Genomic DNA, 16,020 nt, shown 5'->3' on the forward strand with positions numbered 1-16,020 from the left:
GCTGTTACTTAGCAGTTCCTGCTTTCCACCCAGAATGGTAATATGCTAGATTCTGCGCTGAACTAAATTGAGCTCCTGTTGGCACATGTACCAAGATTGGCTCGTCGGGTGGCATCTCGACGATACCCTTCTCAATCAACTGTTCAACCAGCATCATCGCTTTTTCTTCGTACATATCCATCGTATCGTACGTTGATTCGCTCATATTGCGTTAAGATACGTGAGCATCCGCAAAAGAGTAGCGGGGTATTCAAACAGTCATCCCTCTCAGGCGTGCCGGTAGTAGTACTGCCCGTAGCAATCAGGAGAACCTTGGATTTATTCGGTACGGAGAGTAGATTTGAGTGAATGGCAGAACCGATTCTCAAATGGGTAGGTGGAAAACGACAACTCCTCTCCGATCTTCGTTCTCGTTTCCCGATTAAATACGACCAATATCATGAACCATTTATCGGCGGTGGCGCTGTCTTCTTCGAATTAGAACCGACAACCGGATCAATAAACGATCTAAACCGTCGTCTCATCACATTTTACAGAATTATTCGGGATCATCCAGAGCGACTTATCGAAGAGAACCAGCGCCACTTGTATGAAGAGGACTATTATTACGATGCCCGAGACCGATTCAATGAGTTACATGCTCTTGATGAGCGGTCTGTAGACCAGGAAGTTGAAGAAGCCAGTCTTATGCTGTATCTCAATCGCACCGGATATAACGGACTCTACAGAGAAAACCAGTCTGGGGGATTCAATGTACCGTTTGGGGAGCACAGCAACCCGGATTTTATCCGGAAACAACAAATCCGTGCTGCAAGTGCTATTCTTGATAACATTAACATCTACAATGATGATTTTACATATATTGCTGAACGTGCTACATCAAAAGATCTCGTTTATTTTGACCCTCCATACGAACCGGTCTCAAAAACCGCTGACTTCACTCAATACCAATCAGATGGCTTCAGTAAATCCGATCAAGAGCGGCTTCGAGATCTTGCAGTCAGACTGGACAAAGATGATGTCCATGTTGTAATATCGAACTCCCCACCAGTATGGGAACTGTATGATGATATCCCGGATTTTACCGTTAGTTACGTCAGTGCTGCTAGAATGATTAACAGCGATGCAAACAATCGCGGCGATGTCGCTGAGGTTATTATTACCAACGTTCCTCCGGAACAACAACAACAGCAAAACATTCAGAATTATATATAATACAATCTGAATAAGTCCTATCCTACTCATATTTCAATAGATTTGTGTATTTTAGTTAGATGAAAGTCCGGCATGCTGAACACATTATGATAAGGCGAATTGGGACATTTCGGTGACATACGGGACAAGACGAGGAGAGCACACTACACTATAAGTATCAATATGACTCATTAACTCTCAATCGAATGGCAGCATTGTCCAAACCAGATTGGCTCGAACCGCGTGAATATCAGGATAAAGCCGTACAAGCATGGGCAAATAGCTCAGGACAGGGAATCTTGAATATGGCGACGGGAACAGGCAAAACCGTCACTTCGCTATTGGCAGCATCCCAGCTTGCGTCACTCCAAGACGACTCATTAGCTCTCATCGTTGCTGCCCCGTACCAACATTTAGTGGACCAGTGGAAGTCCGATATGAATGATTTCGGTGCCTCACCTATCCTCGCGTATCAATCACGAACCCGCTGGACAGATTCGTTGGCTAGCCAAATCACTGAATATAACTCTGGTGTCAGAGATACACTCGCCGTCATAACGACGCATAAAACATTCTCTAGTGACCACTTCCAGGATCTCATCGGCCGTCTCAACGGGGTTCGCACGATGCTCATCGTAGATGAAGTCCATCATATGGGTGCCCCACACCTTCGATCGTCGCTCCCCCAAAATATTCGGGCTCGACTAGGGTTATCTGCAACCCCACAGCGGTGGTATGATGAGGAAGGGACAGAGGCACTAACGAGTTACTTTTCGAACGGAGTTGTATTCGAGTATGGACTTGAGGAAGCTATCAAAAACGGCTATCTCGCTGAATACTACTACATACCTCACATCATCGAGCTGACTGAGGAAGAACAGGAAGAGTACCTCGCGCTTTCACGATCGATAGGCAAGCGGATGGCAGCTGTGAGCGGTGATATCGGTGACGCGGATTCGCAAGCAGATGAAACACTCAAGCAGCTACTGTTCAAACGTGCGAGACTGGTTGGTTCTGCGGCCAATAAGATCCCAGAGCTCAGAGAGTTACTCATTGAGACTGGCCTCGAAGATTTACACCATACACTCATCTACAGTGGTGATGGGAATGTTGGAGAAGAGGGCGAAGAAACGAGACGGCAACTGGAAGCGATCACTGAGCTCATGGGGAATGAGCTGGGACTCAAAATCCACCAGTTCACGTATGAAGAGGACCAGAAGGAGCGTGAACGTCTGTTAAATGAGTTTGAGACTGGTGTTTTACAAGCTCTCGTCGCCATACGGTGTCTTGATGAGGGAGTCGACGTACCAGCGACACAGACGGCGTTTATTCTCGCAAGTTCGTCTAATCCACGTCAATTTATCCAACGCCGTGGACGGATACTTCGGACTCACGCAGATAAGGACCACGCGATAATTCATGACTTCGTCGTTGCGCCTCCGACTGAGGTCCGGAAGTCAGGTGAAGATTCGCTCTTTTCTCTTGAGCGAAACCTCGTTCAGAAAGAACTCCAGCGTGTGAGTACCTTTGCTGCATCAGCTCGTAATCACCCGGACGCATCTATCCCAGGCATTCCGACCTCCACCGGATCCATACGTCAGTTAAAGAAAGATTTTAACCTACTTGATGTGTGATGGTTCCTTATAATGAGTAGTCAGGACCTTCCAGACGGCGTTGACGAAGAGACAGTTACCCGGATGATGCGCCGAGTCCTTGAGGCGGAGAAAGACAAACTACACATGGGAAACCCGATCGGCATCAATGACGATATTGAGTCTATCATCGAAGACGAAATTAAATAAATGGAATTAATAACCCTTCAGTTACAGAACTTCCGCCAGTTCTATGGGGAACAATCCATTCGTTTCTCCACAGACCAGGACCAGAACGTGACGGTTATCCACGGATCGAACGGCTCCGGGAAAACGACACTCCTGAACGCGTTTACCTGGTTATTCTACGATAACATCTCTCTTCCTAAGCCTGATAAACTCGTGTCTGAGCGTGCCGTCGCAGAAGTTAACCCTGGTAACAGTGTCACGGTCAGTGTCTCACTTGAGTTTGAACACGAAGGAACTGAGTACGAAGCAACACGTGTCAAGGAATTCAGCAAACGTGAGGGCATTTCTGCTGTCGAACAGTCGAGCGAGATTCGGCTAGAGTTCACCGACGAACACGGTAATCTGAAAACAAGATCGAATCCGGGTACTATGCTCAATCGGATCATGCCTGAGCGCCTCAAAGAGATATTCTTCTTTGATGGTGAGACCATCGACGAATTGTCTGCTATCGATGGACAAGAAAAGATACAGGAAGCCATTCGAAATATTATGGGGTTGTCTATTTTGGAACGCTCTACGAGACATCTTGAGCACGCGGTCGAAAAGTATGAGCAAATTGCTCAGGAACAGGGGAGTGAAGAGCTCTCAAACCTCATCAGTGAAAAACAGGATATCACTCAAGAAATCACCACCAAAGAGGATACGCTGGAAAGCCATCGACAATCGAAATCCGAAACGGAAGATGAAGTTTCGGACATTGAAGACCGACTGAGTCAGCTCGAGGGAAGCCGAGAACTCCAGAAAGAGCGCGACGAGTTGGAAGAGGAACTCGTGGATGTCGATTCAGACATCGAGGCCATTAACGACGATATTGCGCGCGAAATCTCAGAACGTGGCTTCTTACCATTTGCGATGCCTGCGGTCGAAGAGACAGGTAAAATGCTTCAAAAGAAGCGAGAGAAAGGTGAGATTCCTTCTGATATCAAGACTCATTTCGTGGATGACTTGCTTGAACTGAATGAATGTATCTGTGGCCGCCCGCTAAAAAAGGGTACTGACCCTTACGAAGAAGTGAGGGGATGGCGTGAACGCGCAGGCTCGACAGAAATTGAAGAGACGGCGATGTCGATCGTAGGTCGACTGAGTGAGCTAGGTGGTGATCAGGAGAAGCTATACTCAGAGATCGAACGCCATCTGAGCAGACGGGCGCAGAAGGCTGATAAAAAACAGGAGGTCCAGGAGCGCCTTGACGAAATCAGCTCTCAGCTGAGTGACGAAGAACAGGAGAGTATCGCCGATCTTGAGTCTAGGCGCAGTAATCTTCTTGGGAAAATCGGGGAGTACGAAGAGAAAATCCGAAACCTGAATTCGGAAATCGAGGAACTCAAAGACAAACGCAAGGCACTCGAAGACGAGATCGCCGAAGCAAAGGAGGAGAACGAGAAAGCACAACTGGCTCGAAAACGAGCCCAGACGGCGGCCTACCTGCAAAGCCAAATATCAACGCTCTTCCAGCAGTATCAGAATGAGGTTCGTCAGAACGTCAACGAACGTGTGAACGAAATATTCCAGGATATCATTGCGAAGAATTACTATGCAAAGATTTCAGATAATTATACTCTACAGATCTTAAAAGACGTCGGCGAAACGTCGGAGATTCCAGTCGCGCAATCACAAGGGGAACGGCAGGTGGCCAGCCTCTCTTTCATCGCAACTCTGATTTCACTGGCCCGGGAGCGATATGAGTCTGACGAGGATGCCACGTATTTCAAGGGTGGCATTTACCCGATGATAATGGACTCACCCTTCGGTTCGCTGGACCCGACGTACCAGGAGCGCGTGAGCCGGATGCTTCCGGAAATGGCGCAGCAAGTCGTGGTCATGGTAACTCAAGCTCAGTGGAGTGAGGAGGTTGCCAGTGAGATGGAGCACGTTGCTGGTGAGCGGTACTATCTAGATTACCACGACCCCGGAGAAGACCCTGACACGAACTATGAACACACTGACCTAGTCAGAAAAACTGGAGGTGACTACTAATGTCCTCAGGTGGACTCACATTCAAATACGAAAATAACGAAGCGTTCGAAGAACTCGCTGATGGCGACTCGCCCATCTTCGATTCCCGCGTCCGATTCCTGGTCTTTGCGGCAAGCGTTGGGTACGCCAAAGATCGATCGGTCGAAGATCCAGGTGAGGATAACTACATCAGGTGGAACTACATTGGCCAAGATAGTCAGCTGTCGGTGATTGCTGCATCCTTAGCCTATGCCGTGACTGAGGACCCGGAAGTTATTCTGGATCCCCACGACCAATTTGATGTCTTGAGCCGGTACGGTGCTGGTGGTGCCCGCCTCATCAAGAAGGAAGTCGTTGATGAGCCAGGTGATAATTTGGATAACCTCGTAGACTTCATCCAAGACCATCGCAATGAAGATGAGATGAAGGAGCGGGTTGGCGTACTCGAAGAAATTGAGAGAGAAATCAGCAGCCTCAAACCGTCCGCGGAATAGCAAATAGCGAGACTATCACATGACTCGCCATACAGACACTTGGGTTTTCAATATCGATTCAGAAGTTTGGGACGATTGTCTCGGTCACAAGACCGGTGACGAAGACGCCACTCCCCGATTCGGCTTCACGGATACAGACGACGTCTCACCGGATGACTTCCGGGTAGGAGATACTGTCTTGGCGCGGATCGTCTCAGACGATTCTGGAATTGGAGCAGTCTTCGAAGTGAGAGAGATCGTTCCCGCGGACACGACACCTCACTCAGTCCCAGGTTATGACTTCGAGTGGATCGTCTTCTGTGATACTGTCCAAGATGAGTTTAATTCGATATACCGAGAGAATTGGGAGCGATTTGCGGAAGTTTCCAATGCCAATCTCGAAGCGGTGAAAACGCTCGCCACGAGAAATGTTATTAATCTCTTTCCCGAGTACAAGCAGACGTACATCGACGGACTCCTGGAGCACGACAGTGTCACGGAAGTCGTCCGGACACGACTCGAGGATTCGAGGGAGTCCGGCGATGAGGACGACCCTTCCATTTGGATCGAGAAAACAGAGATAGAGGGACGCAATTACAAGCAAGATGGTATCGATCCCGATCATCCCCTTGCGGCGCACATTCAGGAGACAGATGCCCGCATCTACAAACTGACAGCACCACCGGATAACTGGCTCACGGCCTACGAGTACGCTGCATTCGCCTTCGGGGAATCCGACCACGGACTGTGGGAGGATCTGTCGCCTGGCGACGTCGTGCTCTTCCACTCTCGCAGCGAGCCAGCGTGGGAGGCACTCGACGAACAAGCAAGCTGTATTCTCGGTGCAGGCATCATCGGTGCGCTAACAACTAAACCCCAAGACGAATCCTGGTGGTACGATGAGCGACCCAATTCGCCGAAAGATCAGTCGTTCCCTTATCTTGTGACGTTCGACCGACTCTACGCTACTGGCGATATCGAGGACATCGAGTTCTCACGATCCATCCTGAGCAAGGACACCACGGAGGCAAACGCCGATCTCACAGCCCTGACGGCCAACGGAATGCCCTTCGAGACGGCGGACAAAATCTGCAATGAGACCGCAGAGACTGGCTTTCCTCGCCACCGTATCCAGGAGCCACTCGATACGACGGCCGACTCGGAACCTGGCCGTACACTCGTGAACGCTATCACAGCGCATCTCAAGGAAGTCCCCCCAGTTGCGATCCACAAATCGTTTACCGGAGATCTCGACACGGAGTCACTCCTTGATGGGCTATACTTCCCGGATGAGCTCGGTGAAACCATCATCGAACAGATCCAAGCAGCGCTTCAGGCCGGTGACCACATCATTCTGACTGGACCACCCGGAACCGGAAAGACCGAGATCGCCGACCGCGCCGCCCAGTCGCTCGCCGACCAGTATCCGTATCTCTACTCCGGCGCGGAGTTGACGACCGCGACAGCCGACTGGTCCACCTTCGACACCGTCGGTGGGTACATGCCGACAGAAACGGGAGCTGATGACGCGACCGGCGATCTTGCGTTCAAACCGGGGATCATCCTGAACCGACTCAAAGACACCACCAACGGCACGCAAGCGAACGAACCGATCATCATTGACGAACTGAACCGCGCAGATATCGACAAAGCGTTCGGCCAACTCTTCACACTCCTGTCCGGCCAATCCGTCCAACTCCCCTATACACGGAACAACCGCGAGATTGAGTTGCTCACCAATAACCAGCTCGAAGGAGTTCCTGCGGCTCATCAGTACGCCGTGCCCAACGCGTGGCGGATCTTCGCCACTATGAACACGTACGACAAAACCTCGCTGTACGAGATGAGCTACGCGTTCATGCGGCGTTTTGCGTTCATCCGTGTGCCGGCCCCAGACTTACCGCACGGCGATGATGAGCAGAGTTACGACGCACTCATGGACATCATGGACCAGTACGTTGCTGCCTGGGATGGGTTGGACCCGTCGGAGGCCCAACGCCGCGCAGTCGGGCGCGTTTGGACGCACACCAACCACGCGGTCGAGGATCGCGCTATCGGCCCAGCCATCGTGTATGATCTCTTAGCGTACATCACAGCCCGCCACACGTCCGCGAACGAACTGTCCACACCGCTCACCGAGGCCGTTATCAGCTACATCTTCCCGCAACTGGAGGGGGTTCCAGAACGCACCAAGATTGTCGCACATATCGCGGACGTTGACGCGGTCGACCGAGATATGCTCGCGGCCGCTGCCCGCGATATGCTCCAAGTCACGTTGAGTGATGCATGAACAGCGAGGCGATCATCGACGGGCTTACCGAGGATATCTTGGCGTACGCCATGAACGGCGGGTTCCCACATCGGGAGCTCGCGGAGTCACTCAAGTTTGAAGCGCTCGATGAGCGGTTCGAGGATTACGAGCTCCTCGTTGATCTCCACTTTCTCCTCAAGCCAGGGGTGATCGACTTCGTCGAACAACTCTCACAACGCATTCGTAACGTCCGCACCGAGACCACCTCTGTTGCCCGGACCCAACGCGGGGGGATTGACGGCCACATCAACTGGGGCGCTACCGTGAAAACACGGTACGCAACGAATCCCAATGATCGCTCGCTGTTCGTCACTGAACATCGGTCAGAGAATTACGATATCCCCGAGAATCTCGTCTTGAAGAAACTGCTCTCGGTTATCTACATGACACTCCGGGAGACAGATGAATACCTCCGTGCCGAGTATGACTGGGTCGCCGACCGCTGGCACGATAACCGGTCGCTCATCGATGACGTTCAGCGCACGGTCGACCGCAACGTCCACGTTCGACGAATTCGTGAGCCGGACGCGTACGAACCAACTGAGCGCATGCTTACGACCGCTGCGAACGCTCGGCAAGCAATCTATCGTGACGCTGCCGCGCTTCTTCGAGCCCGCGAGCGGCTTCACAATGGTCACCCAGAGGAGCTTCGGCAGCTCCTGACTGAGACGGCAATCACGCCTGATGACCAGGCCAAGCTCTTCGAGCTGTACGTCCTCTTCCGCTTTATCGCCACGCTCGAAGACCTTCAGGATACCCCGCCCGTCTTCCAAACGATCACACGGGGCCGAGATGAGGTTGCCCGCTTCAGTGGGGATCGGGAAATCGTCGTGTATCACGATGATTCCGGGGATGATCGTGGCCTCTCCTTCCGCACTGAAGTCGATCCTGACGACCGCAAGCTTACTCGCGCAGAACAGGTCCAACAAACCGCGCAGTCGGTTGCGAGCAACTACTTCGACAAACAGTTTCGGAATCACACTGGTCGGCCTGACGTACTAGCACTTGAGGTAAAACAGACCGACCCGCTTCAGTATGAATATCTCATTGCCGAAATCAAACATAGCACGCGGGAGGAGACCATCCGGACTGGAATCAAGGAGACGCTTGAGTATCTCGCCTTCTTGCGTGTGAACGAGGAGTTCGTCTTTGGGGAAAGAGGAGACACTGATCCGCAATACTTCGGGAGTGGCTGGAACGGCCTGCTCGTTGTCCAGGATCTCGAGCAGGAAACGCCGTCCGTTGCGGATCAGCACGACGAACCGATTACGATCCTTCAAGCTGGAGAGCTTGACTCGGGTCTCAAGACGGTTCTGAGCGAACTGATCGAGTCGGGCGATAACTCAAGTCAACCATAAGTTACTGTGTGGGTAGATCATCAAGGGGGCTCTTTTTGCGGATGGAACTGCGAATCAGTCCATGCCATCAGAACCGATGAAAAACATCAATATTGGAGACTTGAACGGGACCATCGCCACAGTACCAAATGGTAATCTCGACCAACCCCTGTTAGTCCGGGTTGGGTCAGTACGGGAGACACCACTCGCCGGTGAAGCGCCCGTTGTAACAGTATATGACCGAAATGGGAACGCAATCGAACTCAATGTCTGGGCAGCTCACTCGCTAGGTGTTGACTGGCGGATCGACGACTGGTATGTTCTGGATAGAATTCGAGGCCTTGTATGGAAGGCAGAAGAGGGTGAATTACAAAAACAGCTTGTAACAACAGAAGAAACGAAGGTTCACCACCTCGGTCAAAGCGTCAGTCCGGAGCCGGTAGCTGACCCACCAGTAGCAGACATTTCTGTCGAGCGTACGTATGAGAATGCACTGCGCAATCACGACGAAAGCGAAACTGGAGAGTTAGACAACAATGAACCGTCTGACGGAACACACCTCATCGACACGGCTGAGGAAGGTTCCATCCTTGATGAAATAAATGATGAATTCAATTTCTAACGGCCACTCTTGCTCGGGAGGGCATTCTATATGACGGGATCCGATATCAACACTGTCGGCCTGATTTCCGATATCCATGCAAACCTCCCAGCGCTTGAAGCAGTGCTTGCGGATATGCCAACGGTTGATGCGATTGTGAACGCAGGCGATGTCGTCGGATACGGTCCATGGCCCATCGAGTGTGTTGAGCGGATCCAGGAAGCGCAATGCCACTCGGTGCTCGGAAATCACGATGCATCCCTCTTCGAAGACCTGTATTTCCATGAGAGCGATAAATACGCAGCAGAAGTGCTATCCCCATCGCAGAAAGAGTGGCTCCAAGCGCTTCCACACCAACTGCTGCTGTTCGACGATCGGCTTCGCGTAGTTCATGGCCATCCGGAGAGCCACTTCCAATATACCGAAGAGTCAGCGTTCGATGTGTCTCTCTTGGATGGAGAATCGATTCTCGTACTCGGTCACACCCACAAGCAGGCTGCAAAGCATGTGGGCGACAATCAGCTCATTGTGAATCCCGGGAGTGTCGGACAACCACGCGACGGAGATCCGCGAGCAGCCTATGCAGTTGTAGATCTTAATAAAGTTTCAGTCTCACTCAAACGAGTGGTATACGACATCGATTGCTACACACAGCAGCTCACTAAAACCCCAATTCCGAACGATAACGCTCGAAGATTGTATGTCGGGGAGTAGTTGAGATCGGCCTAACGCGTCTTCTGAACTACGAGATGATACGTGAGGCAATCAACAGGATATCACTATAGACCTGTCAGAAATCTGTAAATTTATATCCGTAATGGGTAAACTACTCAGAGAGACTCCAGAGTAATGAACTCCCTACCTTACGGCTCTCAATCCTATTCTGATCCTCCAGTGATTTGAGTCGTGTGTATGCGGTCCGCTGAGTACAACCAACCTCTTCGGCAATTTCTGATGTACCTGCCATTCCTTCGAGCTGCTGAACGGCTTCTATGAATTCAGAATCGGCATAGCTCGTAGTATACTTTCCAGATTCTTCCTCACGATCTTTTCCGGGCACGACGCCTAATTTGTATACATCTCCTATGTAGGTGATGGGTTGAAATCCATCTCTTATGAAAGAGATGGAAAAAGTTTATACCATTACACTATGTAAGAGATGGTGTGGAAGCCCAGTCCCAACGGGGCGTTAATTTCGAGAAACGCCCGAGTGCTAGGGACACTCGGACTGGGTTTCACACTGGACGTGATAACCCATGGAAAACTCAAATCCCCCGAATCAAGAGGTTGTCGGTGACCAGTTAATTGAAGATATATCAAAAAACAAACAGATTGCGCTCGGGGAAGGGGCCGCGATGTGTCAGGTATGCGGGTGTGAGCTGCGGGAAGGCGACGATTTAACGGCGTATGCCTTCCGGGCGGCTGGCAACCCGTTTTTTGAGATTGGGTACGTGATGTGTGGGGCGGATGTGCATGAGCACCCGTCGGTGTTTACGCGTGGTGTTCATGAACTGGTCGTCACGGGCCGGGTCGGTCTCTGTACGGATGTGTCGACGCAGTCGTCGTGGTTGGTGTTCATTGAGCCGTCGCCGGTGGTGGTGAGTGTGGCGTCGTCGAACTCGGCTCGCACGGTGGGTGATGCGTCGCGTGACGGGAACACTGAGTACACTGAGACTGCTGAGCGCCGTAATGGCCCGACTCCACTGTTGGCGGCTGTCCGGGAACACATGCGGGCGGATGGGGGTGAGCGGTGATGGTGCCGACGTTCGACACCGAACACCTCGACTACGAGTTCTCGCTGCCGGACGACGTGGAGGAATTCACACTCCCGGACGTGTATGTGGGTCTTGAAATCCCGCTGCTCGCGCCGGGCGATGGGATCGTCACAGACAGACATCATGCGTCGGCGGATCGGTATGAGGCGGATGATCCGCAGAATCAGATTGGGGGGATGGTGTCGCCGTTCCCGCTGTCAGGGTGGTTGCGGCACGGGTGTGAGCGCGTTGTCCAAGCGGCTGGCGGCACGGCGTGCCATCCGGGCGCAGCGAACGGGGACTACATGCTCGAGGACGTGTACGAGCGCGATCTCGATGCCGGGTATCACGAGAAAGGGTCGTGCGTGGATGGCGACGCCGGCTGTATGCTGTACGATTTGTTCGGCGGGTTTAACGACCGTGCAGGTCGCCTTGTCCGGAGACCGATCGGGTTTTCGCCGATCCGCCGGCAAGTGGACGTGCTCCAAGGCGAAGCAGAAGCCCACTACCGCCAACTGAACACCCAAGTCCGCTCGCGGAATGCGGAGGATGACGGGCAACCGCTGCGCATGGCGTCCCGGGATGTTGTCGGGAACTTGGTGGGGACGTGGAAACTCTCCCTTCGAGAATTGAAGCCGGAGTACGTTGGGTTGCTCGTGGAGGCGGTCGATTACTTGGATGCGCACAGTGATGAGTTCGAGTTGCAGCTCGGTGGCGCGCGGAATTTCGGGGCGGGCATGGTTGATGCGCGCGTCATCAACCCGCTGTACTCGGACGCAGAGATCAAGCGGGTGTATAATCGCGCGCAGGATGTGACGTCGGGGATGCAGTGGAAGGATGATGTGTGGCGGGAGTCAGTACGCCAAGAGTTCGTGGCGGCGCTACAGGCGCGTGTGGCGGGGTGTGATGGTGACGTGTCGGGTCCGGGTGGTGATGCGGCGTGACGGGGCCGAGTGACGAGCAGGGCGACGGTGATGATGAAGAAGATGGTCTCGATGAGCTGCGGCCGCCGTCGACGGCGACAGGGCCGGTGCAGGACCCGGTTGATTGGGAGGCGCAAGGCGAGGGCGGTGCGGAGTTGGATGGGGAGTTGAATGAGCCGCGGCCGCCGTCGACGGCGACGGAGCCGGTGCAGGACACGCCTGAGAGTATCCGGGAGGGTCGTGGTAAGCACGCGTCGGGTGACGGTGAGAGTGAGTCGGGTAGGGAGGGTGATGGGACGTGACGGAGACGGAGTCCGCTCAGGAGCCTGCTGGTGATGGTGAGTCGGGTGCGTTGGTGGCGGCGTTCCGACACGACATCCACAAACTGCGGGGGAAGCAGCATGCTGTGGCTGATCGGGAGGTGTGCGGGGTGCGGGTGAATGAGTCGGTGCCGTGCGGTGCGGATGGGGACGCGGCGTTGTTGAGCCGCCCGGAGGGGGAGCCGGAGCAAACAGTCAAGAACCACGCGTCGCCAGCGCGCCTCTCCTTAGTGACGGGAGCGACGGTCGCGCCACCAGACCAGGTTCCGGCACCCCTGGAAGACGTGTGTGAATTGGTGGTGCCGGGGTGTTCGGATCTGGAGCGGCTGCACGCGACGTGGTTGATGAGTGACGTGGCGTCGCGGTTCAACGAGTCGGTGTATTTCCCGTACACGTCGCTGAAATACCACACGTTGCTGGTGGCGGCGTTGCTGGATAATTACCGGGCGGGGCACGCGTTCGATGACCTGTTTATTGTTGCGGAGCGGCCGGAGCGTCGCCCACCGTTGGATGGTGACGGGGTGCCGGCGGCGCTAGCCGCGGAGGTGGTGGTGCCGTGCCGGACGGTGTTGTGGACGTCGGAACTTGCGGTGCGGGTGACGGGTGAGCCGCCGGTGTCGGGGGCGGTGGCGTCGATGGGTGCGGGGCCGGTCCGGTCGTTTGCGGGGACGTGGTCGCGGTTGACGGAACACCCGTTGAACCTCGATCGGGAGTGGCTGCGTGTCCTAGATTCGCAGGTGCGTCGCATCCGGTCGTTCTCAACGGCACTCCAATACGTGGAGGATGTCGTGGCGGTGGTGCTGCGGTTGAGTGCGTGACGGGGTGAGGAGCGGTTGATCCGGATGGGCGGGGGGACGGCAATAGGGCGCGCGGCGGTCCGTGGTGGGTCGCTGCGCGCGGACGCGGTGCTCGTGGTGGGGTGGTCGGTGGTGCGTCGACTGGGGGCGACGGTGCGCGGGACGGTGTGCGGGCTGCGGGTCGTGGTGGGCTCGCAGTCGCGGTACCGGGCGCGTGGTGAGGCTGCGTTGGTCACCGGGGTGTTCGTGGTGGGACAGCTCGTGACTGGCGTGGTTTCCGCGGTCGGTGGGTGCGGGGTGGGGCGCGTGGTGGCGTGCCGGCTCGTGCGCTCCGTGTCGGCCAGTGGGTGTGGTGGAACACTGGAAACGGGGTGTGTGCAGGACTGGTCTGACGGGCGCTTGGGAACACTGGAAACGGGGTGTGTGGGGTCTCGATCGCGTTCGAGGTGTGGAACAGTGGAAACAGGGTGTGTGGGGTGGCCGTGTCGTGTGGTGTGTGATCGTGTCATTATTTGGAGTGGAAACGGTGGGGTGGTTGCGTGACGCGCATTCAGCAAGTGTTGTTCGAGGTGGAGTCGCCGTATGCGGGGCGGCCGTATCACGTGTCGGGGAATGCGTTGTTCAACGCGTTCGCGGACCAGGTGAGTGATGCGACGCGGGGCGCGGTGCATGTGAGTCACGGCGTGTTTGTTCCGTGCGAGTACGGGGCGTTCCCGGCGGCGCATTCGATGCCTGGGTATGCGGGGAAGCTCGGCGGGTCACTACCCGAGGTAGAGGCGTACGCGGATTTGTTCCTGTATCGGGATGCGGCGCACCGGTGGTTGCTGGACTCACGCCCCAGAGACGCACAGAATACGTTGGACGTACAAACGCACGGTGGGCGGTGGGCGTTCGCCCCGGAATCGTTCTTCGGGGTGCCAGACCATCATCGGAATTCGAAGCGCCGCGTCCCGTGGTTCCTGCACTGCTACGTGCACGCCCCGGGCGACGAATCGGTACTGCCAGTGTCGACGGACGTGCTTGAGGGCATCCAAGTTGGGGGGCAGCGGAATTACGGGTTTGGTGAGCTGTCGGTGGCGGACACTCTGGTCGTGGATCTTGATGACGTGTCGTTCGACGGGTTACGCGGGCATGACGCGTACACTGTTGAATTGTTGTCGCCGTTCGTGCTGCAAAGCGAGGTTTCAGGTGCAGATCGGCAGTCGGTGCCGTCGTGGTGGGGCGAGTCGCGGTCAGCAGAAGCAGTGACTGGGGATGGGTTGCGGCGGCGTGGTGAACGACTCGTGACGGGTGACGGGGTGTTCGATCTTGCAACCGTGGATCACGGGCACGTGGTACCGTACACGGGGTTGGACCCGGTCGGGACGGCGAGGAATGGTGTGACGCGTGTTGGGACGCACTCGCGGTTCGGGTTCGGTGAGTTCCGGGTCAGGGCGGGTGGTGAGGATCGGGTGCCGGGACGAGGTGAGGAGTTGTGACGGCACTGGAAGTGGTGGCGTTTGATATTGAGACGACGGGGTTTGACGTGGATGACGTGGTGACGGTGGTGGGGTTTGCACTGCCGCTCGGGTGTCGTGTGTTTGTGCGGGGCGATCCTGATACTGACGGTGAGGCGGTAGGGGCGGTGGTGGGTGACGCGATTGATGAAACCGTGTCAGTGTCGGTGCATGCGTCGGAGGCGGGGTTGTTGCGGGCGGTCGGGGAGTTCGCTGTGGAGCGGATTAACGGGGAGGATGTGTTGGTGGTGGCGTACAATGGGGAGCGGTGGCGCGGCGGGTTTGATTTACCGTTCCTTCGAACCAGGTTAGCGGTGACGGGGGTGGCGTGGCCGTTTCAGGATGTACCGTACGCGGACGTCCTCCCAGTCGTTGAGAAGCTGTTTAACACGTCGCGGGATGGGGAGTCGCGCGATGATTTGGTGGGGGCGTACGCGGCGTTGATTGGTGACGGGGTGAACGCGACGGATCCGTTCACGGATAGTGCGGAGGCGGTGACGGCGTTTACGGCGGGGCGGACGACGGCGTTAGTGCAGCATAACGCAGTGGATACGTTGCGGACGCGGGCGTTGACGCTGCTTGCGGAACAGTACTGTTCGAAATCAGATTTCAAACTCAAGTCGTTGACGCCGACGGTGCTCGACGGGTAGCGGCGCGGCCGGTTTGAAGCGATACGCCATGGAGTGCTGGGGAGCGCGGGAACTGAACGCGGTTTGACGAACCTAATGAGTGAGCAACGAACGCGACGCGGTGTGCGAGGCGTATCGAAAGTGAGTGTGCGAGGGGCTGTGGAGGGCCGGCTGTGAGGCGGTGGGGTCGCGGGGCGGACACGGTGGATGCAGGGACGCGCGCGTTGATGCTGAGTACTAGGGGGAACAGGTGTCAGTGGTGCGGGGCGCGTGGGCCGCCGCGCGGGATCGCAGTGCTGCATGTCCATCATATTGAGCGGGAGCCGGGTGACGTGCCGGAAGATGATCCGGTGAATTTAGCGGTGACGTGCCGGGCGTGTCACAACTG

General features: G+C 55.2%; 15 protein-coding genes and 1 pseudogene. 15 read left to right on the forward strand and 1 reads right to left on the reverse strand.

What is annotated here, in order from left to right:
• Positions 1–4: 4 nt before the first annotated feature.
• A complete protein-coding gene (locus DJ82_RS06725; protein WP_094581377.1) occupies positions 5–205 on the reverse strand; it encodes a hypothetical protein in 201 nt (66 codons plus the stop codon).
• Positions 206–348: 143 nt separating this feature from the next.
• Here DJ82_RS06725 and DJ82_RS06730 point away from each other — a divergent pair, with 143 nt between their 5' ends.
• The 15 genes and pseudogenes from DJ82_RS06730 to DJ82_RS15695 form a co-directional block, all read left to right on the forward strand.
• The gene (locus DJ82_RS06730) at positions 349–1,215 is read left to right on the forward strand and encodes a Dam family site-specific DNA-(adenine-N6)-methyltransferase (protein WP_094581378.1); all 867 of its coding nucleotides are present in this window, start codon (positions 349–351) and stop codon (positions 1,213–1,215) included.
• A 185-nt stretch (positions 1,216–1,400) separates the two neighbouring features.
• A complete protein-coding gene (locus tag DJ82_RS06735) occupies positions 1,401–2,828 on the forward strand; it encodes a DEAD/DEAH box helicase family protein (RefSeq protein WP_094581379.1) in 1,428 nt (475 codons plus the stop codon).
• A 12-nt stretch (positions 2,829–2,840) separates the two neighbouring features.
• Positions 2,841–2,996 carry a hypothetical protein gene (locus DJ82_RS14960; RefSeq protein WP_198948028.1) on the forward strand — a complete coding sequence of 52 codons (156 nt, stop codon included), beginning with the start codon at positions 2,841–2,843 and terminating at the stop codon, positions 2,994–2,996.
• Positions 2,997–5,012 carry an AAA family ATPase gene (locus DJ82_RS06740; RefSeq protein ID WP_094581380.1) on the forward strand — a complete coding sequence of 672 codons (2,016 nt, stop codon included), beginning with the start codon at positions 2,997–2,999 and terminating at the stop codon, positions 5,010–5,012.
• The gene (locus DJ82_RS14490) at positions 5,012–5,485 is read left to right on the forward strand and encodes a hypothetical protein (protein ID WP_143420516.1); all 474 of its coding nucleotides are present in this window, start codon (positions 5,012–5,014) and stop codon (positions 5,483–5,485) included. The genes DJ82_RS06740 and DJ82_RS14490 overlap by 1 nt, the downstream gene beginning before the upstream one ends.
• A 19-nt stretch (positions 5,486–5,504) precedes the next feature.
• Positions 5,505–7,754, forward strand: coding sequence for an AAA family ATPase (locus DJ82_RS06750; RefSeq protein ID WP_094581382.1), 2,250 nt, complete (start codon positions 5,505–5,507; stop codon positions 7,752–7,754).
• Positions 7,751–9,133, forward strand: a complete 1,383-nt coding sequence (locus DJ82_RS06755) for a hypothetical protein (RefSeq protein WP_094581383.1) — start codon at positions 7,751–7,753, stop codon at positions 9,131–9,133. Before DJ82_RS06750 ends, DJ82_RS06755 begins: the two co-directional genes overlap by 4 nt.
• A 61-nt stretch (positions 9,134–9,194) precedes the next feature.
• Positions 9,195–9,734: a hypothetical protein gene (locus DJ82_RS14495; RefSeq protein WP_143420517.1), complete on the forward strand. Its 540-nt coding sequence runs from the start codon at positions 9,195–9,197 to the stop codon at positions 9,732–9,734.
• Between the two features lie 30 nt (positions 9,735–9,764).
• Entirely contained in the window at positions 9,765–10,427 is a 663-nt protein-coding gene (locus DJ82_RS06760) for a metallophosphoesterase (RefSeq protein ID WP_094581384.1), read from the forward strand.
• A 542-nt stretch (positions 10,428–10,969) separates the two neighbouring features.
• On the forward strand, positions 10,970–11,467 hold the full coding sequence (locus DJ82_RS14500) for a hypothetical protein (RefSeq protein WP_143420518.1): 498 nt from the start codon (positions 10,970–10,972) through the stop codon (positions 11,465–11,467).
• Positions 11,467–12,411, forward strand: a complete 945-nt coding sequence (locus DJ82_RS06770) for a hypothetical protein (protein ID WP_094581386.1) — start codon at positions 11,467–11,469, stop codon at positions 12,409–12,411. Before DJ82_RS14500 ends, DJ82_RS06770 begins: the two co-directional genes overlap by 1 nt.
• A gap of 277 nt (positions 12,412–12,688) precedes the next feature.
• Positions 12,689–13,528 carry a hypothetical protein gene (locus DJ82_RS06780; protein WP_241881448.1) on the forward strand — a complete coding sequence of 280 codons (840 nt, stop codon included), beginning with the start codon at positions 12,689–12,691 and terminating at the stop codon, positions 13,526–13,528.
• A 518-nt stretch (positions 13,529–14,046) separates the two neighbouring features.
• Complete coding sequence (locus tag DJ82_RS06785) at positions 14,047–14,985, forward strand: hypothetical protein (protein ID WP_094581388.1); 939 nt, start codon at positions 14,047–14,049, stop codon at positions 14,983–14,985.
• On the forward strand, positions 14,982–15,653 hold the full coding sequence (locus DJ82_RS06790) for a hypothetical protein (protein ID WP_094581389.1): 672 nt from the start codon (positions 14,982–14,984) through the stop codon (positions 15,651–15,653). Before DJ82_RS06785 ends, DJ82_RS06790 begins: the two co-directional genes overlap by 4 nt.
• A 206-nt stretch (positions 15,654–15,859) precedes the next feature.
• A pseudogene (locus DJ82_RS15695) lies at positions 15,860–16,015 on the forward strand (HNH endonuclease); the annotation flags it as partial.
• Positions 16,016–16,020: the final 5 nt, after the last annotated feature.

This window comes from Halorubrum sp. Ib24 (assembly GCF_002252745.1).
Taxonomy (GTDB): Archaea; Halobacteriota; Halobacteria; order Halobacteriales; family Haloferacaceae; genus Halorubrum.

Excerpts from the sequence above, each read along its gene's own strand:
- DJ82_RS14495 (WP_143420517.1), top strand. The coding sequence starts at position 9,195 with ATGCCATCAGAACCGATGAAAAACATCAATATTGGAGACTTGAACGGG.
- DJ82_RS14960 (WP_198948028.1), top strand. The coding sequence starts at position 2,841 with ATGAGTAGTCAGGACCTTCCAGACGGCGTTGACGAAGAGACAGTTACC.
- DJ82_RS06755 (WP_094581383.1), top strand. The coding sequence starts at position 7,751 with ATGAACAGCGAGGCGATCATCGACGGGCTTACCGAGGATATCTTGGCG.
- DJ82_RS06730 (WP_094581378.1), top strand. The coding sequence starts at position 349 with ATGGCAGAACCGATTCTCAAATGGGTAGGTGGAAAACGACAACTCCTC.
- DJ82_RS06770 (WP_094581386.1), top strand. The coding sequence starts at position 11,467 with ATGGTGCCGACGTTCGACACCGAACACCTCGACTACGAGTTCTCGCTG.
- DJ82_RS06740 (WP_094581380.1), top strand. The coding sequence starts at position 2,997 with ATGGAATTAATAACCCTTCAGTTACAGAACTTCCGCCAGTTCTATGGG.
- DJ82_RS06760 (WP_094581384.1), top strand. The coding sequence starts at position 9,765 with ATGACGGGATCCGATATCAACACTGTCGGCCTGATTTCCGATATCCAT.
- DJ82_RS06735 (WP_094581379.1), top strand. The coding sequence starts at position 1,401 with ATGGCAGCATTGTCCAAACCAGATTGGCTCGAACCGCGTGAATATCAG.
- DJ82_RS06750 (WP_094581382.1), top strand. The coding sequence starts at position 5,505 with ATGACTCGCCATACAGACACTTGGGTTTTCAATATCGATTCAGAAGTT.
- DJ82_RS06725 (WP_094581377.1), bottom strand. The coding sequence starts at position 205 with ATGAGCGAATCAACGTACGATACGATGGATATGTACGAAGAAAAAGCG.
- DJ82_RS14490 (WP_143420516.1), top strand. The coding sequence starts at position 5,012 with ATGTCCTCAGGTGGACTCACATTCAAATACGAAAATAACGAAGCGTTC.
- DJ82_RS14500 (WP_143420518.1), top strand. The coding sequence starts at position 10,970 with ATGGAAAACTCAAATCCCCCGAATCAAGAGGTTGTCGGTGACCAGTTA.